Origin of the sequence: Dietzia sp. B32 (assembly GCF_024732245.1) — a bacterium.
Taxonomy (GTDB): Bacteria; Actinomycetota; Actinomycetes; order Mycobacteriales; family Mycobacteriaceae; genus Dietzia.
On sequence record NZ_CP093845.1, the window covers coordinates 1,734,782 to 1,757,108 of the forward strand.

A 22,327-nucleotide genomic window follows, 5' to 3' on the forward strand; every position below is an offset into this window, starting at 1 on the left:
CCATCACCGCTCCTCGAGGGCGCCCATGGCGGACAGGATCTCGTCGGCGGTGGGGTGGGTGAGCTCGCGGACGACCCGGCCGTCGGCGAGCAGGAGGACGCGGTCGGCGTAGGTGGCGGCGCGCGGATCGTGGGTGACGATCACGACGGTCTGGCCGAAGTCGTCGGCGGCGCTGCGCAGGATGGCCAGCACCTCGGCCGAGGAGGTGGAGTCGAGGTTGCCGGTCGGCTCGTCACCGAAGAGGATGTCGGGGCGACCGACCAGGGCGCGCGCACACGCGACGCGCTGCTGCTGGCCGCCGGAGAGCTCGGACGGGCGGTGCGAGAGCCGGTCGGCGATCCCCAGGCGACCGATCACCTCGTCGAACCAGGCGCGGTCGATGGTGTGGCCGGCGATGTCCTGGGGAAGGGTGATGTTCTCCTCGGCGGTCAGGGTCGGGACGAGGTTGAAGGACTGGAACACGAACCCGATCCGGTCGCGGCGCAGCGCCGTGAGTTCCTGGTCCGGCAGGCCGACGAGCTCGGTCTCGCCGATCCGCACCGACCCGGAGCTCGGCCGGTCGAGGCCCGCCATGCAGTGCATGAGCGTCGACTTCCCCGAGCCGGAGGGGCCCATGATCGCCGTGAACCGTCCCCGTTCGAAGGTCGCGGAGACGTGGTCGAGTGCACGGACCTCGGTCTCACCCTCCCCGTAGGTCATGACGAGGTCGGTGGCGACGGCGGCTGCGGAGTCCGGCGCGCCGGCGGGTTGGTGGGTCTCGGCCTGGGTGGTCATGTGCTCCCTCGGATCATGGTGGTCGACCTAAAGCTTGCAGGAATTCGGAGCGGATGCCGATGGGGGATTGCCCTGGTGTGCACCCTGATCCCGCCCTCGGGTCCAGGCGTCGAGGGTCCGACGGGTGGTGAACTCGCGTGTCTCGCCCGAGACGGGGTCGGTGAAGGCGATCGAGGAGGCCAGCAACTGCAGGGGGTCGGAGAAGTCGCCGGGGGTCACGTCGCGGACACGGGGGTAGAGGTCGTCGCCGAGGATCGGGGTCCCGAGCGCGTTCATGTGCACGCGGAGCTGGTGGGTCCGGCCGGTGGTGGGTTCGAGCCGGTAGAGCCCGATCCGCGTCCCATCGGGTCCGGCACCGTCGCGGACGTCCAGGAGGGTGATGCGGGTGTGGGCGTCGGGTTCGCCCTCGACCTCGGCCGCCTGGAGGATCCCGCGGGTCTTGACGATCCGGCTGGATCGGTCCTGCACGTCGGGGACCCCGTCGGGGGCCGCGGCGACCGCCAGGTAGGTCTTGGTGACCCGGCGGGCGGCGAAGAGTTCCTGGTAGGCGCCCCGGTACGCGGGGTCGACGGTGAAGACCAGGACGCCGGCGGTGAGGCGGTCGAGGCGGTGGGCGGGCGCCAGGTCGTCCAGCGCGAGGTCGCGCCGGAGTCGGACGAGCGCGGTCTCGGTGACGTGCCCCGCGCGCGGGGTGGTGGCGAGGAAGTGGGGTTTGTCGACGACGACGAGGCGGTCGTCGGAGTACAGCACGTCGATCTGATGCGGGACGGGGATCTCGGGCTCCGGCGTCCGGTACATCCACACGTCCATCCCCCGGTGTCGCCGGGTGGCGGCGGTGACCGGCGCTCCGTCGGCGGTGACGACCTGCCCCGCCTCGAGGGCCTCGGTCAGCTCGGCGAGCCGGTCGGGGAAGCGCCGGCGCAGCTCCTCGGTGATGCTGCGGGGCCCCTGTCCGGGGTCGGCCAGCCGGATGCGGACCGGGTCCACCCCGTCGCGCAACGGGAGAGGCCGCCCGCGGCGCCTGGAGCTGGACATGTCCACGAGCCTAGTCGCTGGGTTACACTCACTCGCGCACCATCTGTCCCACGCAACACTTTGGGAACCATCACCTTGAGATTTCGGGAGTGCCCATGATCGACGCCGTCGTCGACTTCTTCCTCTTCGGTCCCGGCCGCGCCGTCCTCCCGGCGTTCCAGGGCAGCTTCAACATGGCGTATCCGGCCAACGCGCCGTTCCCGGACCAGCTGTAGGAACGGGCGCTCCTAAACCCCGGTCCGACGTCGTACCCCGGCGGTAGGGTCGGGGCCATGGCCTCCCTCGAGAACACCGTCGTCGTCGGCGTCGACGGCTCCGCCGCCTCCATCGGCGCGGTCGCGTACGCCGCCAACACCGCCGCCACCCGGCGCATCCCACTCCTGCTCGTGACCAGTTACACGATGCCGGCCGCGATGTTCGCCGAGGGAATGATCCCCCCACAGCCCGTCTATGACGAGCTGGAACGCGAGTGCGTGCCCATCATCGAGAAGGCGAAGGCGACCGCGGCCAAGGTCGCGCCCGGCATCGAGGTCTCGCACGCGATCGTCGAGGGCAACCCCGCGCAGGTGCTCATCGACTACTCGCGCAAGGCGAAGCTCATCGTCCTGGGCTCCCGCGGCCTGGGCGGTATCAAGGGCATGGTGCTGGGATCGGTCTCCGCCTCGGTGGCCAGCCACGCGTTCTGTCCGGTCGTGGTGACCCGGGAGGACACGGACGACCCGGACCGCAGCGGCCCCGTCGTGGTGGGCATCGACGGCTCCGAGATCAGCGCCAAGGCCACCGAGTGGGCGTTCGCCGAGGCCTCCGCGCGCTCTACCCCGCTCGTCGCCGTGCACACCTGGATGGACCCGCAGGTCCAGGCCGCGGCCGCCGGGATCTCCCTGACGGAGGAGGACTGGAAGCAACTCGAGGAGCAGCAGCTCCAGACGCTGTCCGAACGACTGGCGGGATTCTCCGACCGCTACCCCGATGTCGAGGTGAAGCGCTACGTCACCCGTGACCGCGCGGTCCGGGCACTCGTCGAGCAGGCCACGAACGCCCAGCTCGTCGTCGTCGGCTCGCACGGGCGGGGCGGCTTCACCGGCATGGTCCTCGGCTCCACCTCCCGCGCGCTCCTGCAGGCGGCGCCGTGCCCGGTGATGGTCGTCCGTCCGGAGTCCCATTCATGAGCAGCGAAGGCAACGTTCAGGTTCGGCGGGACAGCGTCGCGGGGCGTTTCGAGATCCTGGTGGATGACGTCGTGGCGGGATACGCCGACTACTCGGACGGCACGGACGGCGTCCGGGAGTTCCCCCACACCGTCGTCGCGTCCGAGTTCGGTGGGCGCGGTCTCGCCGGGGAACTGGTCGGTGAGGCGCTGCGCGTGACCAGAGACGAGAACCTGCGGGTGCGGCCGACGTGCTCGTTCGTCGCCGGATACCTCGAGAAGCATCCGGAGGCGGCGGACGTCGCCTGAGGCTCTACCGCCGCATTGCCGGACGGACACGGGCCGGTAACGAGTGAGCGACGTTTAACGCCGCACCGCGCCCGACCGGAAGCATTCGTGTCGTCGTCGTGTTCTCCTGAGAGAGCGGCCCGTCCCGGGCCGAGTACGACTCTCGGGAAAGGACCAACCACAATGCTGTGGAGCATCATCTCCTGGATCATCGTCGGCGGCCTCGCTGGCTGGATCGCTTCCATGATCATGGGCAAGAACGCACAGATGGGCCTTGTCGCCAACATCCTCGCGGGTGTCGTCGGCGCTTTCGTCGTGGGTCTCATCGTGTCGCTCGTCACCGGCGGCGGTGGCATGCCGGAGGCCTTCTCCATCTGGGGCTTCGTCGCTGCCATCATCGGTGCCTGCCTGCTGATCTTCATCATCTCGGCCGTCAAGGGCCGCGGGCGCACCCGGGTCTGACCCCGGCGCCGGACGCCAGAAACACCGCACCATCCGGACGGCCCGGCCCCTCGACGGGCCGGGCCGTTCGTGTTGACCTACATGGAAGGAGCCTGACATGGGATTTCTCGACAAGGCGAAGGACTTCGCGGGCAAGAACCCCGACAAGGTGAAGTCCGCCCTCGACAAGGTCGGCGACGCGTTCGACAAGCGGACCGGCGGCAAGCACGTACATCACACCGACACGGCCCAGCAGAAGGCCGGCGAGTTCCTCACGGGCCGCACGGCGGACGCCCCGGCCGGGGACCCGGCCACCGACCCGGCTGAAGGCCGGGCCGCCGATCCGGCCGAGAGGCCCGGGCCGGGCGGCGAGCAGCCCCCGCTCTAGATCCGTGCAGGACTTCGGGGCCGGTGTCGCAGCATGCGGCACCGGCCCCGTGGTGTCAGCGGTCACTGCCGATAGGCTGTCACCGTGACGAGCACACGGTCGACCAAGCCCGGGCCGCGGGAGCGGCTCCTGGCGACGGCGACCCGCCTGTTCTCCACCGACGGTATCCGTGCGGTCGGGATCGACCGGATCCTGCGCGAAGCCGGGGTGGCCAAGGCCAGCCTCTACAACACGTACGGGTCCAAGGACGAGCTCGTGGTCGCCTATCTGCGATCAGTGGCCGAGCGGGACCGTGACCTGTGGACGCGCCGCGCCGACCTCGCGCCGGACGCCCGGGGCCGGATTCTGGCCCTGTTCGACATCGTCCGCGAGCAGGTCGAGCCCGCGATGCCCGGTTCCTGCCATCTCGCAGCGGCGATCGAGTTCCCCAGCCCGGCAACCGACGGCGAACGCGCCATCCGCGCCGCCGTGACGGATCAGCGACAGTGGGTCGCGGAGACCCTGCGTGCCGAACTGGCCGGCATGGGACTGCAGGACCCGGACAACATCGACGACCTGGCCGACCGGCTCGCCCTCCTGCACGACGGATCTGTCACCGCCGCGATGCTCGGCGAGGTCCGGACCACGGCGATGACCGCCCGCAGCATGGCCGAACTCATCCTGGGGATGGTCACCGACCCGGCGTGAGCCGGGTCAGCCCGCCACCCGGGGAGCGGCGAGCTCGGCGATCCGCTGGACCGTCATCGAGTCCTCCTGCGTGGACTGCACGGCCAGCACCCGCGCATCGCGGGCCATCACCAGCAGTGCTCCGCCCGGGCCCGCCGTGCGACCACCGCTCCAGCCTCCCTCCGCCTCCGACGGCTCGGCCTCGGCCGCGGGCGCCGACTCCTGCACCAGTTCCATCGCCCGCTCCGGGGACGCGACCGAGTACACGGTGGTCGTGAGCTGCACGGCGCCGTCGCCGTCGTAGAAGAAACACGCCGCGGGCTCGACACCGTCGTCGATCCGCACGTCGGTGACCGGCGCGCCGTTCAGCCGCGAGACCTCCTCGGCGGACAGGTACGGGCAGTCCGCCTTCGCGACCGGTTCGACCGACGGCAGTTCCGGCGCACTGGTCTCGGGCGGGGCCGTACGGATGGTGCCCATCTCCGTGGCCGGCTCGGATCCGCCACCGCATCCGGCGAGAACACCGAGCAGGACCGCGGACACCGGGACGAGGGCTGTGGGGACGGGTTTGCGCATACCGTCAGGATAGTTGCCGGGCCGGTCAGTAATGTTGACCGCGGCGGCCCGGCGGAGCGCCGGAGACGGGAACGACAGCGGGAGGTGGGCGATGAGCGGTTTCCCCGACACCACGGCGGGAGCCGACCGCGCGGAGGACCGCCGGAGCGAGCTGCGCGGCGCCATCTCGGCGGCCGCGGTCGACCTCGTCATCGAGCGGGGGCTCGACGCGGTGACGGTCGACGAGATCGCCAGGGCCGCCAACGTATCGCGTCGGACGTTCTTCAACTACTTCCCGTCCAAGGCTGCCGCGTGCATCCCGGACACTCCCCCGGCCGGTCGTGACGCCGTCAAGGAGTTCCTCACCGACCGCAGCGTGCCCACCATGACCGCCCTGGCCCGGCTCATGTGGCACCAGGTGTCCAACGCACGGCGACAGAGCCGGGCCTTCGACCGGTTCCATGACATGTGGCGGCGGGAGCCGAGTGTCCGGACCCAGGTCTACGAGATCCTGGCGGGTACCGAGAGGGAGCTGGCGCACCTCGTCGCACGCCGGGAGGGCCGGGCCCCCGACTCCGTGGAGGCCGCGACGGTGGCTGCGGCGTCCATCGCGATCCTCCGGATCGCCGTGGAACGGTGGCGGACCGACGAGCCCGGGGCGTTGCTGGAATACCGCATCCGGGAATCGTTCGACGCGATCCGGGCGTCGGTGGCGGAACCGGCCGACAGCGCCTGAGGGCGAGCAGGCAGGCTATTGCGCGGGGCCGAGCGCCCGGAGCAGTCGTGAGCCGAGGCGTTCGTAGGCGCGTTCCTCGCGGGCGGCCGCGCCGGGCAGCACGTAGAAGGTACGGGGACGCCACATGGTTCGGACGGTGGCGGTGACCTCGGCGGTGCCGGGCTGCAGGTCGAGGTGGCAGCGGTGCTCGGCCACCGCCGAATTGCCCTCGAGGGTGCCGACGACGAGGCCCTGCCGCAACGACTCGTCGATCCGGTCGACGAGCCGGCAGGGTCCACGCATCGGCCCGTCGAGCACCACCAGGTCCGACGGCAGGGGCGGATCTGCCGGCGCCGTCCTGATCCCCGCGCGGTCGTGGGCGGTCAGGCTCAGCAGGTCGTCCGCCGAGGTGTCGAACAGCTCGATCCCCTCGCCGAGCACGGTGCACGCCACGACCTCCCTCCACCCCTCGGGGAGCCGCCTGTGCCCGTTCAGGTCTGAGCGCCGGTAGCCGAGAGCACGGCCGGGCAGCTGCAGCTCACCTCGACGGGGTCTCGACTCCACATCCGGCAGTCTCGCCGGACGAGGTGAGCGCCGGGCGCACACGCGGTGAACGCCGGACGTCGGGGCGGTGGCCGCGGGGCCGACCCGTAGGATCGGGCCATGCGATCGCAGCGACCCCGACCGGCCCACGGCCGCCGCTTCGCTCCCGGGTTCGTCGCCCTCGCGGCGGTCGTGACAGTCGCCGGGTGCTCCGGCGCCGGTCCCGAATCCGACCCCGGACCACCGAGGCTGACCCCGAATCCCCAGCACGAGATCGCCGCCGGGATGGTCGGGGGGCGACCCGCGCCCGAGGCGCGGCTCAACGCCTGCGGACTCCTCGAGCTGACGACCGAGGAGGTCATCGAGCTCACAGGTGCCGACATGCCGGAGGTCGACCCGACCGGCTCCGGTGACCTCGGCCTGCTGTGCACCTACGGCGGCCCCGGTTCACCCGAGAGGTACGAGGCCGCCCGCGCCGAGGTCGATTCGACCGACTCCTCGGCGCCGGAGGCCACCGCGACCGCCGACGGCACCGACACCGACACCGACACCTCGACCGATGCCTCGATTACCCCGTCGACCACGCCGACGATCACCCAGTCGATCACGCCGCCGGCGTTCGACCCGGACATCGTCCCCGACACCTTCGCCGCCGGGGTCGTGACGCCCCGCGGCGGTGCCGGGGCCGCGCTCGCCGGTCAGGCGACATTGCTGGGAGTCCGATACGCGTGCTCGGAGATCCGCGGATCGGAAGGGGCGGAGCCCGGGTCGGCGGGTCCGGGCGCTCCCGAAGCTCCCGCGATCGTGGAACCGCAGCCCGACACGATGTACATCGACTGCGCGGCGGCGCCCGCCGGCGGCGGCGTCGAGGTGCACACGATCCTGGTGTCCGGCGACGAGTTGTGGCACATCACCCTGCTCAAGCCGGAGACGCCCCGGTCACCGGAGGCCGAGGCGACCGCTCTGGCAGGGCTCCACCGGGTGGCGGACGAGATCATCGCCCGGGCGTGAGGTCCGTTGCGCCCGGAACCCCGGGCTGAAATGACGGGAACGGCGCCGGAGCCCCTCAGCATCCGACGCCGTTCCACCATCTGACAGATCGCGTACGATCCGGCCTCCACACCGCCCTCTCGGGCAGCGGGTCGGCACCCCCCAGGTGCCCCGGTCGGCATGACCGGCCCCTCGCAATGTGAAGTCGCAGCCCCTCAGCAACCACTTCACTTCGCCACCCACCCCTCGGCGGTGACTGAGATGACCCTATGTTGCATCTGCCGTTCGATCAAGCCGATGAACAGGCATTTCGTCGTTGACTTCAGCTCAACGAGAGCGGCCACATGGATCTACCAGCGGTTCTCCCCGCGGGGATACCAACGAACGTTGGAAAGGTGTCCGGCGACGTGTGGGCGGATCCGCGTCCGGGCGGCGGGCCCGGCCGGGATCCCCTCTCGCACACGGGATGTACAGGCGTGGCGATCTGAATGTACTGTTACGGATGTTACTGATGTGGCGCATGAGGTCGGCCCCCCGGCCTCCCGCCACCCTGTCGTCGCCGCCCTGTCGCGGCACCCGCTCCGAGGAGAACGATGTCGCGCCGCAGTCGGTCCATCGCCACACTTCTGGCCGCAGCAGGCCTCGTCGTCGTCGGCCTCTCGCCCGCCGCCTCCGCGCAGTCCCTCATGGGCTCGACCGGATCCACCGGGTCGGTCGGCGCGCTCGGCCTGGAGTCGGCGCCGATCCCCACGCCCGCGATCCCCGGACTGTCCGGTGTGCTGACGATCCCCGTCCCCGCCCCGGAACGACGGCAGACGGAGACCACGGTGGCCTCGGTCTACCCCACCTCCGGCGAGACGGTGGGCGTCGCGCAACCGGTGATGATCCGGTTCGACCAGCCCGTCACCGACCGAGCCCGCGCCGAGGCGTCGGTGGGGATCCGGACCGCGCCCGCCGTCGACGGCAAGTTCTACTGGGTCGGTGACACGGAACTGCGCTGGCGACCGCTCGAATTCTGGCCCGCCCACACCTCCGTGACCGTGTGGGCCGGCGGCCGCGAGACCGTCTTCCGCACCGGCGACGCCGTGGTATCGACCTACGACGACCACACCCACACCGTCACCGTGACCCGCAACGGGCAGGTGGTGCGCACCATGAAGGCCTCCGCGGGCCGCGACGCCTATGCCACCCACAACGGTGTCTACTACAACGGGTGGCGCGCCCGCGAGGTGCGGATGGACTCGGAGACCTGGGGACTGTCCAGGACCGCCGGCGGATACGACACGACGGTGGCCAACGGGGTGCGGTTGAGCTACGACGGCATCTTCATCCACTCGGCGCCGTGGTCGGTGGCCGACCAGGGAGTCCGCAACGTCTCCCACGGCTGCATCAACCTCAGCCCCGAGGATGCCGCCTGGTACTTCGACAACACCCGCAACGGCGACCCGTTCATCGTCAGCGGTGGCCCCGGCCGGCAGTTCGGCGCCTTCGACGGTCAGGGCGACTGGAACTACTGATCCCCGCGGGTCGACGAAACACTTCGGTTGTGGCGCACGACATATCCGGGTAGAAGTCTGTTCCAACCCCCAGAGAACCGCCCGTCGCCCTCAGGAGCCCCTCACATGACCCGTGCCTCCCTACCTTCGGCGGCCGCCGCGGTCCTCGCCGCGATCGCTCTCCTCATGGGGGTCTCGGTCGGTACGGGCACCACCCCGACCGCCGGGGCCCAGTCGGTGATGCCGCTGAGCCCGCCCGGGGTGCCGCAGCTCGAGAACGCGCCCCTGCCCACCCCGGCCATCCCGGGTGTCGGCGCCATGCCCGTGCTGACCTACCCGGTCATCGGTCCGCCGCGGCCGACCACCGAATACGGCGACGTCAACGTCTTCCCCACCCCGAACGAGATCGTGGGCGTGGCGCAGCCCGTCATGTTCTTCTTCGACCGCCCGATCCGCGACCGGGCACGGGCCGAGGCCACGATCGGTATCCGCACCGAGCCGCCGGTCGCGGGCAAGTTCTACTGGGTGGGTGACCGCGAGCTGCGCTGGCGGCCCCACACCTTCTGGCCCGTCAACTCCTCGGTCACCGTGTGGGCCGGCGGGAAGCGCCAGCAGTCGTTCCGGACCGGCGACGCCGTGATCGCCGAGTTCGACGACCGCACCAAGCTCGTCACCGTCACCCGCAACGGCCAGCACGTCCGCACCATGCGCGCCTCCGCCGGGCGGCCCGGCTGGGACACCTACAACGGCGTCTACTACACGGGCCAGCGCGGGCGGGCGGTCCGCATGAACTCCGCCGCCTTCGGCCTGCGGATCGAGGACGGCGGGTACGACTCGATCGTCAACGACGCGGTCCGGCTCTCCTACGACGGGATCTACATCCACTCCGCGCCGTGGTCGATCGCCGACCAGGGGGTTCGCAACGTCTCCCACGGCTGTATCAACGTCAGTCCCGCCGACGCCCGCTGGTACTACGACACCAGCCGCAACGGCGACCCGTTCATCGTCAAGAACGGACCCGGACGCCCCTTCGGCGCCTTCGACGGCCAGGGAGATTGGAACTACTGACACCACCCGCCGCTGTAGTGGAAGTGAAAACCCCCGGCGCGCCGCGGTTTTCAACATCTGTACCGTTTAGCCCTCTGTAGGCCACCGGTGGTCTATCGTCCGGACAAGAAACGTTCATTCGTGACGGCGAGGCTTCCACCGTGCAGACGACGAACCCCCCGGCGGCCGAGAGATCGGACGTCGCCACCCCGCCCGGGACTGCGGCACGACGCCGACGTGTCCGCCTGGGCGGTTCGGCGGGTGAGAAGCTGCTGTTCCTCGCGCTCGTCCTGCCCAACCTCGCACTGCTCGGGATGTTCGTCTACCGCCCGCTGATCGACAACATCCGTCTGAGCTTCTTCGACTGGAACATCTCGTCGCCGAACTCCACCTTCATCGGTTGGTCCAACTACATCGAGTGGTGGAACCGCGGCGACAGCTGGGTGGTCGTACAGAACACCGTGATCTTCACCGTGGCCGCGGTCGTCGGATCGATGGTGCTGGGACTGGCGCTGGCACTGCTCCTGGACCAACAACTGGTCGGGCGGGGGATCGTGCGGTCGGCCGTCTTCGCGCCGTTCGTGATCGCCGGCGCCGCGATCGGTGTCGCGTTCCAGTTCATCTTCGACCCGCGCTTCGGCATGATCTCGGCCCTGCTCACGATGGTCGACCTGCCGGTGCCGAACTTCTACCAGGACCCGGACTGGGCGCTGTTCATGGTGACCGTGACCTACATCTGGAAGAACCTCGGCTACAGCTTCGTCATCTACCTCGCCGCTCTGCAGGCCAAGCCCGCCGAACTCTACGAGGCCGCCGAGATGGACGGCGCGGGACGCTGGTCGACGTTCCGCTCGGTCACCCTGCCGCTGCTGCGTCCCACCACGTTCTTCCTGTCGATCACCGTCATGCTGAACTCCCTGCAGGTGTTCGACATCATCTACGTGATGACCCGCGGCGGTCCGCAGGGCAACGGCACCACCACCATGGTGTTCCAGGTGTACCAGGAGACCTTCCAGAACTTCCGTGCCGGCTACGGCGCCACCGTCGCGACGGTCATGTTCCTGGTCCTGCTCATCGTCACCGCGATCCAGGTGCGCGTGATGGACAGGAAGACGATATGAACCCGATCTCCGGCCCGTCCCGGGCGATGAAGGTGGCCGGTTACCTGGCCATGTTCCTGGTGCTCGCCATCATCGCGCTGCCGCTGTACTGGGTCATCGTCACGTCGTTCAAGACTCCCGACATGGTGTACATCCAGCCGCCCGCCTGGTGGCCGGACCCGGTCACCGCGGACCCGTACTCACGTGTTGTCGAGCAGGTGCCGTTCCTGAAGTACTTCGCCAACTCGCTGATCATCACGGGCGCGCTGGTCACCGCCAAACTGGTCTTGGGGATCCTCAGCGCGTACGCGTTCGTCTACCTGCGCTTCCCCGGGCGCGGCGTGGTCTTCATGCTGGTCCTGGCGGCGCTGATGGTGCCCAACCAGATCACCGTCATCTCCAACTACGCCCTGATCTCCCAACTGGGCTGGATCAACACCTTCCAGGGCATCATCTTCCCGCTCGCCGGGGTCGCGTTCGGCACGTTCCTCATGCGCAACCACTTCCTCACCCTGCCGTTCGAGATCGTCGAGGCCGCGCGCATGGACGGCTGCGGCCACATGAAGCTGCTGCTGCGGGTCCTGCTGCCGATGAGCTGGCCCACGGTCGTGGCGTTCGCGCTCATCACGATCGTCAACGAGTGGAACGAATACCTCTGGCCGTTCCTCGTGGCGTCCGACGAGACGGTGGCCCCACTGCAGGTCGGGCTGGCGCGCCTCATCTCCACCGACGCCTACATCGACTGGCCGATGGTCATGGCCGCCACGATCCTCACCATCACCCCGATCCTCGTCGTGTTCCTGCTCCTGCAGCGCCACATGATCAAGGGCCTCACCTCCGGCGCGGTCAAGGGCTGACCCGCCGCCACACTCCACCCGTCCCCCATACACCCACCGTCCGTACACCCACCGTCAGGTTCGACCTCGAGAAAGGCATCACCGCCATGAATCCCCTGAACCGCAGGCTATTCCTGGGTCTCCTCGGCGCATCCGCCGCCACCGTCACCGTCGCCGGCTGCGCCGGGACCGGTGGCGACGACTCCTCCGGCGACACCGGTGGATCCGGTGGCGGCGGCGGTGACACGGGCACCATCACCTTCTGGTCCAACCACCCCGGCGACTCCAAGGACGTCGAGGAGCAGCTCATCGACACCTTCCAGAAGGAGAACCCCGGGCTCAGCGTCAACCTCGTCGACGGCGGCAAGAACTACGAGGAGGTCGCCCAGAAGCTCAACGCGGCCCTGACCGGCAACGACGTCCCCGACGTCGTGGTGGTCTCCGACGTCACCTGGTTCAACTTCGCGCTCAACGACCAGCTCACCCCGCTGGACGACCTGTTCGCCGAGGCCGGGGTGGACACCGGCAGCTACGTCGACGCACTCTTCGGCGACTACGAACTCCAGGGCAAGACCTACGGCCTGCCGTTCGCCCGGTCGACGCCGTTGTTCTACTACAACAAGCAGATCTGGGAGCAGGCCGGCCTGCCCGACCGCGGCCCCGAGAGCTGGGACGAGTTCATGGACTGGGCCCCGCGCATCCAGGACGCGATCGGCGAGGGCAAGCACGCGATCGCCATGTACGACGGCTCCAACTATCTCGACTGGACCATGCAGAACATGGTGTGGGACGAGGGCGGCGCCTTCTCCCGCGAGTGGGAGGCCACGTTCACCGACCCCGCCACCATCGCCGGCGTCGAGCGGCTCAAGCAGATCAACGACGAGGGCTTCCTCGTGGTGTCCGCGGACTCGATCACCGAGTTCGGTTCCGGCCTGGCCGCCTGCGCCATGGCCTCCACCGGCTCCCTGCGCACCGCCACCGAGAACGCACAGTTCCCGTTCGGCACCGCCTTCCTCCCGGGCGCGCAGGCCAACTCCTCCTGCCCCACCGGTGGAGCCGGACTGGCGATCCCGGCCAAGATCTCCGACGAGCGCAAGATCAACGCGCTCAAATTCATCGACTCGATCACCTCCACCCAGAGCACCGCGAAGTTCGCGCAGGCGACCGGGTACATGCCGGTCCGCAAGAACGCCCGCGAGGCCCAGGAGATCCGGGACTACCTGGCGGAGACCCCGCAGGCCGGCACCGCGATCGACCAGCTGGAGTTCACCCGCCCGCAGGACAACGCCCGGGTGTTCGTCCCGAACGGCGGCAACCGGATCGGCGGCGGTCTGGACAAGGTGCTCGCCGGCGAGGACGTCCGTCAGGTGATGGAGCAGCTCCAGACCGAGACCCAGCAGATCATCGACACCCAGCTCACGCCGAAGCTCGGCTGAGCGGCTCACCTCCCGCCACCTCGGCGGAAGCCCGAGCCCGCGGGCCGTGGGGGTCGACGGCGGACCTCGTCGTCGTCGACCCCCTCGCGCCCTCCCACCGCCCCGCCCCAGGAGACCCACCGACCATGGCCACCGTCCGGTTCGACCACGCCACCAGGCGCTTCGACACGTCATCGGCGCCCGCCGTCGACTCGCTCGACATCGACATCGACGACGGCGAGTTCCTCGTCCTGGTGGGGCCGTCCGGGTGCGGCAAGTCCACGAGCCTGCGCATGCTGGCCGGGCTCGAGCCGATCGACTCCGGTCGGGTGCTCATCGACGGCCAGGACATGAACCGCGTCGCCCCGCGGGACCGCGACGTGGCCATGGTCTTCCAGAACTACGCGCTGTACCCCACCATGACGGTCGCCCAGAACATGGGCTTCGCCCTGCGCAACGCCGGCGTGAACAAGGCGGACACCCGACGGCAGGTCGAGGAGGCCGCCCGGGTGCTGCAACTGGAGGACCTGCTCGACCGAAAGCCGTCCCAACTGTCCGGCGGGCAGCGGCAGCGCGTGGCGATGGGGCGCGCGATCGTGCGCCGCCCCAAGGTCTTCTGCATGGACGAACCGCTGTCCAACCTCGACGCCAAGCTCCGGGTCTCCACCCGCGGCGAGATCGCCGGACTGCAGCGCCGACTCGGGGTCACCACCGTCTACGTCACCCACGACCAGGTCGAGGCGATGACGATGGGCACCCGGGTGGCGGTGCTCAACGCGGGCGTCCTGCAGCAGGTCGCGGCCCCGCGCGAGCTGTACGACCGACCGGTCAACGCGTTCGTCGCCGGGTTCATCGGCACGCCCGCCATGAACCTCGTCGAGGTGGCGGTCGAGGGCGGGCGCGCGCGGGTCGGCGACGCCGAGGTCGAGGTCCCGGCCGCGCTCGACGGGCGCGACCGGATCACCCTGGGCGCCCGCCCCGAGGACCTGCGCCCGGTCGGGCCGGGCGAGCCGGGGTTCGACCTCACCGTGGACCTCGTCGAGGAACTCGGCGCCGAGGCCTTCGCCTACGGCCACACCGACGCCGGCGAACGGACCGCCATCCGCCTCGACCGCGGACACGGCACGGTCGTCGGCGAGCGGATCCGGGTACGGCACGACGACGCGGCGGTCCACGCCTTCGACATCGAGACCGGCCTGCGCCTCGACTGACCTGGGCCTGGACTGACCTGCGGGTCAGCGCGGCGGCACGGGCGCGAGCACGCCCAGCAGCTGATCCGCGACCACGCACCGCGGAGCAGACGCAGCACCGCGCGGCCCGCCCAGGGCGTCGACCACCAGGTCCACCGCCCGCGGTGAGGCCAGCACCGTCAGGTGCCCCGATCGATCGACCTCGCACCCGTCCTGGAGCCGCACCACGTCCAGGTCCACGAAGTCCGGTACCTCCGGCGCCACGACCGGCCCGGTGAGCTCGTCGTAGTCCGAGGACACCGCCACGTACCGCACGCCGCGCGCGAAGGGCACGCCCTCCTCGCCCAGCCACGCCAGTGTCGCCTCGGCATCCCGCTGCGCCGTGTCGGGAGACAGCACGCCGAGCAGGTCGGTGACGAACTCCGGCGGCCCGTCTCCCGACCGGGCGGGGTCGGCGCCCAGCGTGGCGACGGTCCGCACGGCGTCGCCCCGGGTGGTCGCGGCGACGTAGGAGGCGATTATCGCGCCCTGCGAGTGCCCCACCAGGTCCACGTCAGACGCCCCGGTGATCGCGCGGACGCGGTCGATCTCGGCGGCGAGCTGCGGTGCCGAGGCCCCGGTGAGCGAGTCGATCCCGCCCACCGATCCGGGTCCGCCACCCGGTCCGGGGGGCGCTCCCACGGTGGGGGCCCACACGCAGTACCCCTCCGCGGCCAGTGCGGCACCGAGGGTGGCCCACGAGTTGCCGCCGTTCAGGCCGGTGCCGTGCACGAGGATCACCGGCACGGGGTGGTGCGCCGTCGGCCGGCAGTCATCGCGGTTGATGCCCGGAGGGTCGGTCAGGTTGTGGGTGAGTTGGTGCACCGCGCCGTCCCACCACCGCCACGGCACCTGCGCGTGCGTGGGTGCGGGGGCCGCCACACCGGGGACGACGACGAGGGCCGCAGCCGCGAGCAGACCCGCGATCCCGGGCCGGATCACGATCCCGGCAGCGTGGGGACCGGTCCCAGGTAGGGAGCCACCGCCTCACATCGCGGTACACGCTGGTCGGCGGGGTCCAGCGCACCCAGGATGAAGTCGGCGGTGCGGCCGTCGGAGGCGATGGCCAGATGCTCGGCGTGGTTCTGCTCGCACCCGTCCTGGATGGTGATGTTGGTGGCCTGCGGGCCCTCGACGACACCGGAGGTGTACGGCTGGACCAGCTGGTCGTACCGGGTCACGAGGTTGAGGTAGGTCACGCCCGGTGCATAGGGGGTGCCGCCCGCCCACAGGAGTTCGAGCGTCTCCGACCCTGCGGCCATCTGGCCGAGGGACGGGGCGATCTCGACCGCGCGTCCGCGGTCCCCGCTGGCCAGCGCGGTGCCGATCGCCCCGGACCCGGTCCCGCGGGAGCCGTGCCACAGGGGGGCTATCGCGGCGACGGTGTTCACCTTGCCGGGTCGGCCCACCTTGGCCACCAGGCCGGAGACGAGCGTCCCCTGCGAGTGCCCGATGAGGTCCACCTGCTCGGCACCGGTCGAGGCGAGGACACGGTCGACGAACTCGCCGACCTGCGGCACCGAGACCTCCGTGATGTCCGACAGGCCGCCCAGCATGCTCACCGGCCACGGCTGGCCGGGCAGCGCACCGTAGGTGAGCGTGTAGACGCAGTAGCCCTCGTTGTGCAGCAGGGGTCCGTAGGTGGCCCAGTTGGTGACCGCACAGCCGGAGGTGCCGTGGACCAGCACGACCGGGCGCGGCTTGTCGGCGGTGGGGCGGCACGACCAGTCGTTGGCCCCGGGTAGCTCCGACCCCGGGGCGGTGAGCGCCTGAACCGCTCCGGTGAAGAACGAGTACGGCACCGGCAGCGGCGCCCGCGTCGACGGGTCGGTGGCGTTCGCGGCGCCCGCGCCCGTCACTGCGAGGAGCGCGGCGGCGGTGACGGCCAGGGCGGCCCGCAGGGTTCTCATGTGCTCATTAAGCCACGCCCGGTGATCATCGGCAGGTCCTTCGCGTAGACCAGTCCGGGCTCGGCCGCCACGACCGCCTCGACCGCGTTGACCAGCCGCATCGCGGTGATGAGCATGCCGGAGACATTATGGTCTCCGTGCTCGGCGTGGTGGCCGAACTCCACCCGCATCGCGGGCTCGCCGGCGATCTCGACGCGGTAGCAACCGTCCCCGTGGTCGGGCCGGGGCCAGTCGGGAGCCTGGTCGGGCGCGGTGCGGGTGACGTGTTCCAGGACGATGCGGTCCTCGCCGTCGACCTGTCCCACCACCTCGAACCGCAACGCCGCCTGCGTCCCCGCCGGGACCTCACACGCCAGCAGGGTCAGGTCGCGGTTCGCGGGCAGACGTTCGTGACGCTCTACCAGCGGCTCGTCCAGCGTCACGTCGAGCGCGGCGGCGAGCTGGCGGATCACCGATCCCCACCCCGCCGCGAGCATCCCCGGCCGCAGGAGCGGAGGCAGCGTGTCCATGGGGCCGCCGAAGCCGAACAGCCGCCGCATGGTCTCGCCCTGGTGGTACACGGAATAGTCCGCGATCTCGCCCACACGGATGTGGTCGATACGCCGGGACAGGCTCGTCATGGCCAGTGGGAGCACGTCGTTGGCGAAGCCCGGGTCGATGCCGTTGACATGCAGCGTCGCGCCGCCCTCCCGCCCGGCGGCGACCAGCTCGGAGATCATCTCCTCGGGCAGCGTGCCGTGCGGGTACTGGAGCAGGACGGGGCCGGAGGCCACCACGTTGACGCCCGCGCGCAGGAAGCGGTCGAAGTCGGAGATCGCCTCCATGAACCGGGTCTCGGTCTCAGCGGTGTAGACCACCACGTCCGGCTCCAGCGCGAGCAGCGCGGCCCGGTCGTCGGTCGCGGGCACACCCAGGTCGCGGTCCATCCCGGCGAGCCGACCGGCGTCCACGCCGACCTTGGCCCGGTCGGAGACGAAGACGCCCACCAGCTCCAACTCGGGCCGGGCATCGATCGCCTCGACGGCCATCCGGCCCAGATACCCCGTCGACCATTCCACCACCCGGATCGTCATGGGCACCGACACTATCCGTCGCCCCGACCCGGCGGTTGCCGCTTCCACACACCGGCCCTACGGTCAACTCCTGTGGGGAGAGGGCCCCCGGTCGGCGACATCCTTCGCCGCGTCGGGGTCCTGCGCCTGTCGGAAGCCGCCGACGTGGGCCTCGTCGCGCATCCGCTCGCTCATGTGTGGGTAGTGCAGCTCGAACGCGGGGCGCTCGGAGCGGATCCGGGGCAACACCGCGAAGTTGTGGCGCGGCGGCGGGCAGGAGGTCGCCCACTCGAGGGAGTTGCCCGCGCCCCACGGGTCGTCGACGGTGACAATCGGACCGTAGCGCCAGCTCTTGATGATGTTCCAGATGAACGGGAGCATCGCGATGCCGAGGATGAACGAGCCGACCGTGGAGATCTGGTTGAGGACCGTGAAATTGTCCGTTGCCAGGTAGTCGGCGTAGCGGCGCGGCATGCCCTGGTTGCCCAGCCAGTGCTGGACGAGAAAAGTCGTGTGGAAGCCGATGAACATCAGCCAGAAGTGCCACTTGCCCAGTGTCTCGTCGTACATCCGGCCCGTCATCTTGGGGAACCAGAAGTACACGCCGGCGAAGGTGGCGAACACGATGGTGCCGAAGAGCGTGTAGTGGAAGTGCGCCACGATGAAATACGAGTCGTGGATGTGGAAGTCGATCGGCGCCGACGCCATCATGATGCCGGTCAGCCCGCCGAACAGGAACGTGACCATGAACCCGAGCGCGAACAGCATCGGAGTCTCGAAGGTGATCTTGCCCTTCCAGATTGTGCCGATCCAGTTGAAGAACTTCACGCCGGTCGGGACCGCGATCAGATAGGACATGAACGAGAAGAACGGCAGCAGGACCGCACCGGTGGCGAACATGTGGTGCGCCCACACCGCCATCGACAGCGCCGCGATCGCCAGGGTCGCGAAGACAAGTCCGGCGTAGCCGAACAGCGGCTTGCGCGCGAAGACCGGAAAGACCTCGGAGACGATGCCGAAGAACGGCAATGCCACCACGTACACCTCGGGGTGGCCGAAGAACCAGAACAGGTGCTGCCAGAGGATGGCGCCCCCGTTCCCGGGGTCGTAGATGCGCCCGCCGAAGGTGCGGTCGTAGAACACCCCCATGGCCGCAGCGGTGAGCAGCGGGAAGATCAGAAGGATCAGAACCGACGTGATCAGCACATTCCAGGTGAAGATCGGCATCCGGAACATGGTCATACCCGGCGCACGAAGGCAGATGATGGTGGTGACGAAGTTGACTGCACCGAGGATGGTGCCGATCCCGCCGATGCCGACACCGAGGATCCACAGGTCCGCGCCCACGTTCGGGGAATGGATCTTGTCCGCCAGCGGCATGTACATGGTCCAGCCGAAAGCGGCCGCGCCGCCGGGGGTCAGGAAACCGGTAAGCGCCACAGTCGCGCCGAACGTGAAGAGCCAGAAGCCGAACGCGTTGAGTCGCGGGAACGCGACGTCGGGCGCGCCGATCTGGAGCGGCATCACGTAGTTGCCGATGCCGATCACGATGGGGGTGGCATAGAAGAGCAGCATCACGGTGCCGTGCATGGTGAACAGCTGGTTGTACTGCTCATTCGACAGGAACTGCATCCCCGGAAGGAAGAGCTCAGCGCGGATGAGCAGCGCCATGAGCCCGCCGGCGAAGAAGAACACGAAGCACGTGACGATGTACATGATGCCGATCAGCTTGTGATCGGTCGTCGTCAGCATCTTCCACACGAACGCGCCCGGCCGACCTCCACCTGTGGGGACCCCCGGCGGGTGGTCGAGCTGGTGGGCCAGGCGCGTGGGCGGTACGAGAACTTCCGACATGTCGCTCTCCGTTCGTTCGTGCACCTGAAACTAGGGCGACTCCCTCGAAAGCGCATTGACCTAGGTCAACATTGTGTGAGGAACGACACAGGGAACGATCTGCGCGCCCACACTGGAGGTATGACCGCACACGAGCACGACTCCGGGTTCGCCGGGTCCGCACTGTTCGCGGGCTCGATCCTGTTCGCCTCGCTGCCGGCCCGGTGCGGGGCCGCCCTGGCCGCCTCGTCGCGGACGAGTACGGCGAGGCCGGGTGCGGTGGTGCAGGTCACCGGGGAACCCGTGGGCCGTCTGGTGGTGATCACGGCCGGGGCCCTCCACCTCGCCCGGGAGGACCGGTCCGGCCACCAGCGTCACGTTCGGGTCCTCGGCCCCGGGAGCCATCTCGGACTGGTGGAGTTCGCCCTGGGCTGCCCTGCCCGTCACACCGTCGTCGCCGCGGAGGCCACCACATTGACCAGCGTCTCGCATGACGCGCTCCGATCAGCTGCCGCCGCGTGCCCGGTGCTCAACGACTCGATCACCCGCGAACTGGCGTGGAAGGTGGTCGAGTGCGAACAGCACCTCGCGTCCTTCGCCTCGGAGGACGTGCTCACGCGACTGTCCACCTACCTCGTGTCGTTGCCCGGGTCGCCCCGCCCGGACGGGAGGATCCGGGTGCGCCTGCCGATGGCTCAGTCCGACCTCGCCACGCACCTGGGGACGACCCCGGAGACGCTGAGCCGTCGACTGCACGACCTCATCGACTCCCGGGCCGTCGAGAGGGTCGCGCGGCGGGAGTTCGACCTCGATCACCGGCGGCTCTCCGGCGCCTGAGCACATTCACCAGATGCTGACGCGTTCCTCGGGGGCGAGCCACAGCCCGTCGCCCTCGGTGACACCGAAGGCGGCGTGGAAGTCCTCGAGGTTCTTCACCACCTGGTTGCAGCGGAACTCCGGCGGGGAGTGCGGGTCCACGGCGAGCCGGCGGGCCGCCTCCTCGGCGCGGGTCTTGGTGCGCCACACGATCGCCCACGAGGTGATGAGCCGCTGGATGCCGGTCATCCCGTCGATCTCCGGGCCCACGTCGGCGCCGTCGGCGGGCTCACCGTCGGCGCCCTGCGCCAGCCGGTAGGCCAGCAGCGCGATCGTGAGACCGCCCAGGTCACCGATGTTCTCCCCCACCGTGAAGGCCCCGTTGACGTGGTCCTTGGCAGTGTCCAGGCCATCCGGGGTGAGGCCCTCGTACTGTGCGATCAGCGCCTCCACGCGGGTTCCGAACGCCGCGCGATCGTCGTCGGTCCACCAGTCGACCAGGTTGCCGTCGCCGTCGTACTTCGATCCCTGATCGTCGAAACCGTGACCGATCTCGTGCCCGATCACGGCACCGATCGCGCCGTAGTTCGCGGCGTCGTCCGCGTCGGCGTCGAAGAACGGCGGCTGCAGGATGGCGGCCGGGAAGACGATCTCGTTCATCACCGGGTTGTAGTACGCGTTGACCGTCTGCGGGGTCATGTGCCACTCGTCGCGATCGACCGGGCCTCCGAGCTTGCCCAGCTCGTAACCGTGCTCGAACTCGGCGGAGCGGCGGACATTGCCTACCAGATCGTCGGCGCGGACCTCTAGCGCCGAGTAGTCACGCCACTTCTCGGGGTAGCCGATCTTGGGCACGAACGCCTCGAGCTTCGCGAGCGCGCGCTCGCGGGTGGCCGGGGTCATCCACGGCAGCGCGCTGATGGAGTACCGGTAGGCGGCGGTGAGGTTCTCGACCAGCTCGACCATGCGGGCCTTGTGGCCGGGAGGGAAGTGTCGGGCGACGTATTCCTTGCCCACCTCCTCGCCAAGGGCGGCCTCGACCGCGCCGACGCCACGCTTCCAGCGGGCCTTGATCTCCTCGGTGCCGGACATGGCGGTGCCGTAGAAGCGGAAGTTCTCGTCCACCAGCTCGGCGGTCAGGTACGGCGCGCGGGAGGAGACGGTCCGCCAGCGCAGCCACTGCTTCCACGTCTCTAGTGGTTCGGTGGCCCACAGTCCGGCCACAGCGGTGAGGAAGTCCGGCTGCATCGCGACGAGCCGGCCGAACGTCTCCTCGGTACCGCCGAGCTCGCGGGCCCACTCATGCCACGGGAAGCCGGGCGCCAGTTGCGGCAGCTCGTCCCAGGTGACGGGGTTGTAGGTCTTGTCGGCGTCGCGGCGGGCCACGACGTCCCAGTGCGCGGCGGCGATCCGGGTCTCCAGCGCGACGATCTGCTCGGCGGTCTGCCGGGCCCCGGCCCCTCCGTCCGCGTCGTCGACCAGTCCGGCGAGGTCGAGCATCCGGGCGATGTGCTCGGTGTACTGCTCGCGCATCTCCGCGTACTGGTCCTCGCGGTAGAAGGACTCGTCGGGCAGCCCGATGCCGTACTGGACCAGGTAGAGGATGTACTCGCTCGAGTTCTTGGCGTCGTTGTTGACGTAGGCGCCGATCAGCCCGCCGACGCCCACCTTCTCCAGCCGCGCCATGGCCAGGGCGAGGGAGTCGGCGTCGCTCGCGCCGTCGATCTCGGCCAGGTCGGGGGCGAGCGCCGCCACGCCCGCGGCCTCGACGGCGTCGGTGTCCATGAAGGACGCGTAGAACGCGCCGATCCGCGAGTCGACCGGGGCGTCGGTGATGATGTCTCGCACCCGCTCCTCGGACAGGTCGCGCAGGGCGAGGAACGCCCCGTCGATCGGCCGGTCGGCGGGGATCACGTGATCACGGATCCAGGTGCCGTTGACGTGCTGGTAGAGGTCGTCCTGGGGTCGGACGTCCGGGTCGACGTACTGCAGGTCGAGGCCCGAGGGACGAGGGGCGTCGGTGGTGGGGATCTCGGTGGCTGTCATGTGAA

23 protein-coding genes are annotated in these 22,327 nt (G+C 69.8%); 14 read left to right on the forward strand and 9 right to left on the reverse strand.

Annotation, left to right across the window (positions count from 1 at the left end):
- Positions 1 to 3: 3 nt before the first annotated feature.
- Both L8M95_RS08250 and L8M95_RS08255 read right to left on the reverse strand, forming a co-directional pair.
- Positions 4 to 774 carry an ABC transporter ATP-binding protein gene (locus tag L8M95_RS08250; protein ID WP_260488994.1) on the reverse strand — a complete coding sequence of 257 codons (771 nt, stop codon included), beginning with the start codon at positions 772 to 774 and terminating at the stop codon, positions 4 to 6.
- Between the two features lie 27 nt (positions 775 to 801).
- The gene (locus tag L8M95_RS08255; protein ID WP_260488995.1) at positions 802 to 1,809 is read right to left on the reverse strand and encodes a pseudouridine synthase; all 1,008 of its coding nucleotides are present in this window, start codon (positions 1,807 to 1,809) and stop codon (positions 802 to 804) included.
- A 272-nt stretch (positions 1,810 to 2,081) separates the two neighbouring features.
- Between L8M95_RS08255 and L8M95_RS08260 the strand changes: the two genes are divergently transcribed.
- The 5 genes from L8M95_RS08260 (at position 2,082) to L8M95_RS08280 (ending at position 4,760) form a co-directional block, all read left to right on the forward strand.
- Entirely contained in the window at positions 2,082 to 2,978 is an 897-nt protein-coding gene (locus L8M95_RS08260) for a universal stress protein (RefSeq protein ID WP_260488996.1), read from the forward strand.
- Positions 2,975 to 3,265 carry a GNAT family N-acetyltransferase gene (locus L8M95_RS08265; RefSeq protein ID WP_260488997.1) on the forward strand — a complete coding sequence of 97 codons (291 nt, stop codon included), beginning with the start codon at positions 2,975 to 2,977 and terminating at the stop codon, positions 3,263 to 3,265. The genes L8M95_RS08260 and L8M95_RS08265 overlap by 4 nt, the downstream gene beginning before the upstream one ends.
- 162 nt (positions 3,266 to 3,427) lie before the next feature.
- A complete protein-coding gene (locus L8M95_RS08270; protein ID WP_260488998.1) occupies positions 3,428 to 3,706 on the forward strand; it encodes a GlsB/YeaQ/YmgE family stress response membrane protein in 279 nt (92 codons plus the stop codon).
- Between the two features lie 97 nt (positions 3,707 to 3,803).
- Positions 3,804 to 4,073, forward strand: a complete 270-nt coding sequence (locus L8M95_RS08275) for an antitoxin (RefSeq protein WP_260488999.1) — start codon at positions 3,804 to 3,806, stop codon at positions 4,071 to 4,073.
- 84 nt (positions 4,074 to 4,157) lie between these two features.
- Complete coding sequence (locus L8M95_RS08280; RefSeq protein ID WP_260489000.1) at positions 4,158 to 4,760, forward strand: TetR/AcrR family transcriptional regulator; 603 nt, start codon at positions 4,158 to 4,160, stop codon at positions 4,758 to 4,760.
- A gap of 6 nt (positions 4,761 to 4,766) precedes the next feature.
- On the opposite strand, the gene L8M95_RS08285 is transcribed toward L8M95_RS08280, so the two are convergent.
- On the reverse strand, positions 4,767 to 5,315 hold the full coding sequence (locus tag L8M95_RS08285; protein WP_260489001.1) for a DUF2020 domain-containing protein: 549 nt from the start codon (positions 5,313 to 5,315) through the stop codon (positions 4,767 to 4,769).
- A 91-nt stretch (positions 5,316 to 5,406) separates the two neighbouring features.
- Between L8M95_RS08285 and L8M95_RS08290 the strand changes: the two genes are divergently transcribed.
- Positions 5,407 to 6,030 (forward strand): TetR/AcrR family transcriptional regulator, encoded by a 624-nt coding sequence (locus tag L8M95_RS08290; RefSeq protein ID WP_260489002.1) that lies wholly within the window; start codon positions 5,407 to 5,409, stop codon positions 6,028 to 6,030.
- Between the two features lie 15 nt (positions 6,031 to 6,045).
- Here the strand turns inward: L8M95_RS08290 and L8M95_RS08295 are convergent, their stop codons facing one another.
- The gene (locus L8M95_RS08295) at positions 6,046 to 6,573 is read right to left on the reverse strand and encodes a DUF1990 family protein (RefSeq protein ID WP_260489003.1); all 528 of its coding nucleotides are present in this window, start codon (positions 6,571 to 6,573) and stop codon (positions 6,046 to 6,048) included.
- 99 nt (positions 6,574 to 6,672) lie between these two features.
- On the opposite strand from L8M95_RS08295, the gene L8M95_RS08300 reads away from it, so the two are divergent.
- From L8M95_RS08300 to L8M95_RS08330, 7 genes are all read left to right on the forward strand, one after another.
- Positions 6,673 to 7,563, forward strand: coding sequence for a hypothetical protein (locus L8M95_RS08300; protein ID WP_260489004.1), 891 nt, complete (start codon positions 6,673 to 6,675; stop codon positions 7,561 to 7,563).
- Positions 7,564 to 8,135: 572 nt separating this feature from the next.
- On the forward strand, positions 8,136 to 9,059 hold the full coding sequence (locus tag L8M95_RS08305) for a L,D-transpeptidase (RefSeq protein ID WP_260489006.1): 924 nt from the start codon (positions 8,136 to 8,138) through the stop codon (positions 9,057 to 9,059).
- 105 nt (positions 9,060 to 9,164) lie between these two features.
- On the forward strand, positions 9,165 to 10,106 hold the full coding sequence (locus L8M95_RS08310; protein ID WP_260489007.1) for a L,D-transpeptidase: 942 nt from the start codon (positions 9,165 to 9,167) through the stop codon (positions 10,104 to 10,106).
- Positions 10,107 to 10,330: 224 nt separating this feature from the next.
- The gene (locus tag L8M95_RS08315) at positions 10,331 to 11,206 is read left to right on the forward strand and encodes a carbohydrate ABC transporter permease (protein WP_260489200.1); all 876 of its coding nucleotides are present in this window, start codon (positions 10,331 to 10,333) and stop codon (positions 11,204 to 11,206) included.
- The gene (locus L8M95_RS08320; RefSeq protein WP_260489008.1) at positions 11,203 to 12,042 is read left to right on the forward strand and encodes a carbohydrate ABC transporter permease; all 840 of its coding nucleotides are present in this window, start codon (positions 11,203 to 11,205) and stop codon (positions 12,040 to 12,042) included. Before L8M95_RS08315 ends, L8M95_RS08320 begins: the two co-directional genes overlap by 4 nt.
- Before the next feature lie 86 nt (positions 12,043 to 12,128).
- Entirely contained in the window at positions 12,129 to 13,457 is a 1,329-nt protein-coding gene (locus tag L8M95_RS08325) for an ABC transporter substrate-binding protein (protein WP_260489009.1), read from the forward strand.
- Between the two features lie 125 nt (positions 13,458 to 13,582).
- Entirely contained in the window at positions 13,583 to 14,647 is a 1,065-nt protein-coding gene (locus L8M95_RS08330) for an ABC transporter ATP-binding protein (RefSeq protein ID WP_260489010.1), read from the forward strand.
- Between the two features lie 24 nt (positions 14,648 to 14,671).
- Here the strand turns inward: L8M95_RS08330 and L8M95_RS08335 are convergent, their stop codons facing one another.
- The 4 genes from L8M95_RS08335 to ctaD form a co-directional block, all read right to left on the reverse strand.
- Positions 14,672 to 15,607, reverse strand: coding sequence for a triacylglycerol lipase (locus L8M95_RS08335; RefSeq protein WP_260489011.1), 936 nt, complete (start codon positions 15,605 to 15,607; stop codon positions 14,672 to 14,674).
- Positions 15,604 to 16,575, reverse strand: coding sequence for a triacylglycerol lipase (locus L8M95_RS08340; protein WP_260489012.1), 972 nt, complete (start codon positions 16,573 to 16,575; stop codon positions 15,604 to 15,606). Before L8M95_RS08340 ends, L8M95_RS08335 begins: the two co-directional genes overlap by 4 nt.
- Entirely contained in the window at positions 16,572 to 17,648 is a 1,077-nt protein-coding gene (locus tag L8M95_RS08345; protein WP_260489013.1) for a diacylglycerol kinase, read from the reverse strand. The genes L8M95_RS08340 and L8M95_RS08345 overlap by 4 nt, the downstream gene beginning before the upstream one ends.
- Positions 17,649 to 17,711: 63 nt before the next feature.
- The gene (ctaD, locus tag L8M95_RS08350; protein ID WP_396119772.1) at positions 17,712 to 19,379 is read right to left on the reverse strand and encodes a cytochrome c oxidase subunit I; all 1,668 of its coding nucleotides are present in this window, start codon (positions 19,377 to 19,379) and stop codon (positions 17,712 to 17,714) included.
- Between the two features lie 222 nt (positions 19,380 to 19,601).
- Here ctaD and L8M95_RS08355 point away from each other — a divergent pair, with 222 nt between their 5' ends.
- The gene (locus L8M95_RS08355; RefSeq protein ID WP_260489015.1) at positions 19,602 to 20,297 is read left to right on the forward strand and encodes a Crp/Fnr family transcriptional regulator; all 696 of its coding nucleotides are present in this window, start codon (positions 19,602 to 19,604) and stop codon (positions 20,295 to 20,297) included.
- Between the two features lie 6 nt (positions 20,298 to 20,303).
- Here the strand turns inward: L8M95_RS08355 and L8M95_RS08360 are convergent, their stop codons facing one another.
- A complete protein-coding gene (locus L8M95_RS08360; RefSeq protein ID WP_260489016.1) occupies positions 20,304 to 22,322 on the reverse strand; it encodes a M13 family metallopeptidase in 2,019 nt (672 codons plus the stop codon).
- Positions 22,323 to 22,327 lie beyond the last annotated feature (5 nt).

Coding starts and splice junctions, on each gene's coding strand:
- L8M95_RS08250 (WP_260488994.1), bottom strand. CDS start 774: ATGACCACCCAGGCCGAGACCCACCAACCCGCCGGCGCGCCGGACTCC.
- L8M95_RS08255 (WP_260488995.1), bottom strand. CDS start 1,809: ATGTCCAGCTCCAGGCGCCGCGGGCGGCCTCTCCCGTTGCGCGACGGG.
- L8M95_RS08260 (WP_260488996.1), top strand. CDS start 2,082: ATGGCCTCCCTCGAGAACACCGTCGTCGTCGGCGTCGACGGCTCCGCC.
- L8M95_RS08265 (WP_260488997.1), top strand. CDS start 2,975: ATGAGCAGCGAAGGCAACGTTCAGGTTCGGCGGGACAGCGTCGCGGGG.
- L8M95_RS08270 (WP_260488998.1), top strand. CDS start 3,428: ATGCTGTGGAGCATCATCTCCTGGATCATCGTCGGCGGCCTCGCTGGC.
- L8M95_RS08275 (WP_260488999.1), top strand. CDS start 3,804: ATGGGATTTCTCGACAAGGCGAAGGACTTCGCGGGCAAGAACCCCGAC.
- L8M95_RS08285 (WP_260489001.1), bottom strand. CDS start 5,315: ATGCGCAAACCCGTCCCCACAGCCCTCGTCCCGGTGTCCGCGGTCCTG.
- L8M95_RS08290 (WP_260489002.1), top strand. CDS start 5,407: ATGAGCGGTTTCCCCGACACCACGGCGGGAGCCGACCGCGCGGAGGAC.
- L8M95_RS08300 (WP_260489004.1), top strand. CDS start 6,673: ATGCGATCGCAGCGACCCCGACCGGCCCACGGCCGCCGCTTCGCTCCC.
- L8M95_RS08305 (WP_260489006.1), top strand. CDS start 8,136: ATGTCGCGCCGCAGTCGGTCCATCGCCACACTTCTGGCCGCAGCAGGC.
- L8M95_RS08310 (WP_260489007.1), top strand. CDS start 9,165: ATGACCCGTGCCTCCCTACCTTCGGCGGCCGCCGCGGTCCTCGCCGCG.
- L8M95_RS08320 (WP_260489008.1), top strand. CDS start 11,203: ATGAACCCGATCTCCGGCCCGTCCCGGGCGATGAAGGTGGCCGGTTAC.
- L8M95_RS08325 (WP_260489009.1), top strand. CDS start 12,129: ATGAATCCCCTGAACCGCAGGCTATTCCTGGGTCTCCTCGGCGCATCC.
- L8M95_RS08330 (WP_260489010.1), top strand. CDS start 13,583: ATGGCCACCGTCCGGTTCGACCACGCCACCAGGCGCTTCGACACGTCA.
- L8M95_RS08340 (WP_260489012.1), bottom strand. CDS start 16,575: ATGAGAACCCTGCGGGCCGCCCTGGCCGTCACCGCCGCCGCGCTCCTC.
- L8M95_RS08345 (WP_260489013.1), bottom strand. CDS start 17,648: ATGACGATCCGGGTGGTGGAATGGTCGACGGGGTATCTGGGCCGGATG.
- ctaD (WP_396119772.1), bottom strand. CDS start 19,379: ATGCTGACGACGACCGATCACAAGCTGATCGGCATCATGTACATCGTC.
- L8M95_RS08355 (WP_260489015.1), top strand. CDS start 19,602: ATGACCGCACACGAGCACGACTCCGGGTTCGCCGGGTCCGCACTGTTC.
- L8M95_RS08360 (WP_260489016.1), bottom strand. CDS start 22,322: ATGACAGCCACCGAGATCCCCACCACCGACGCCCCTCGTCCCTCGGGC.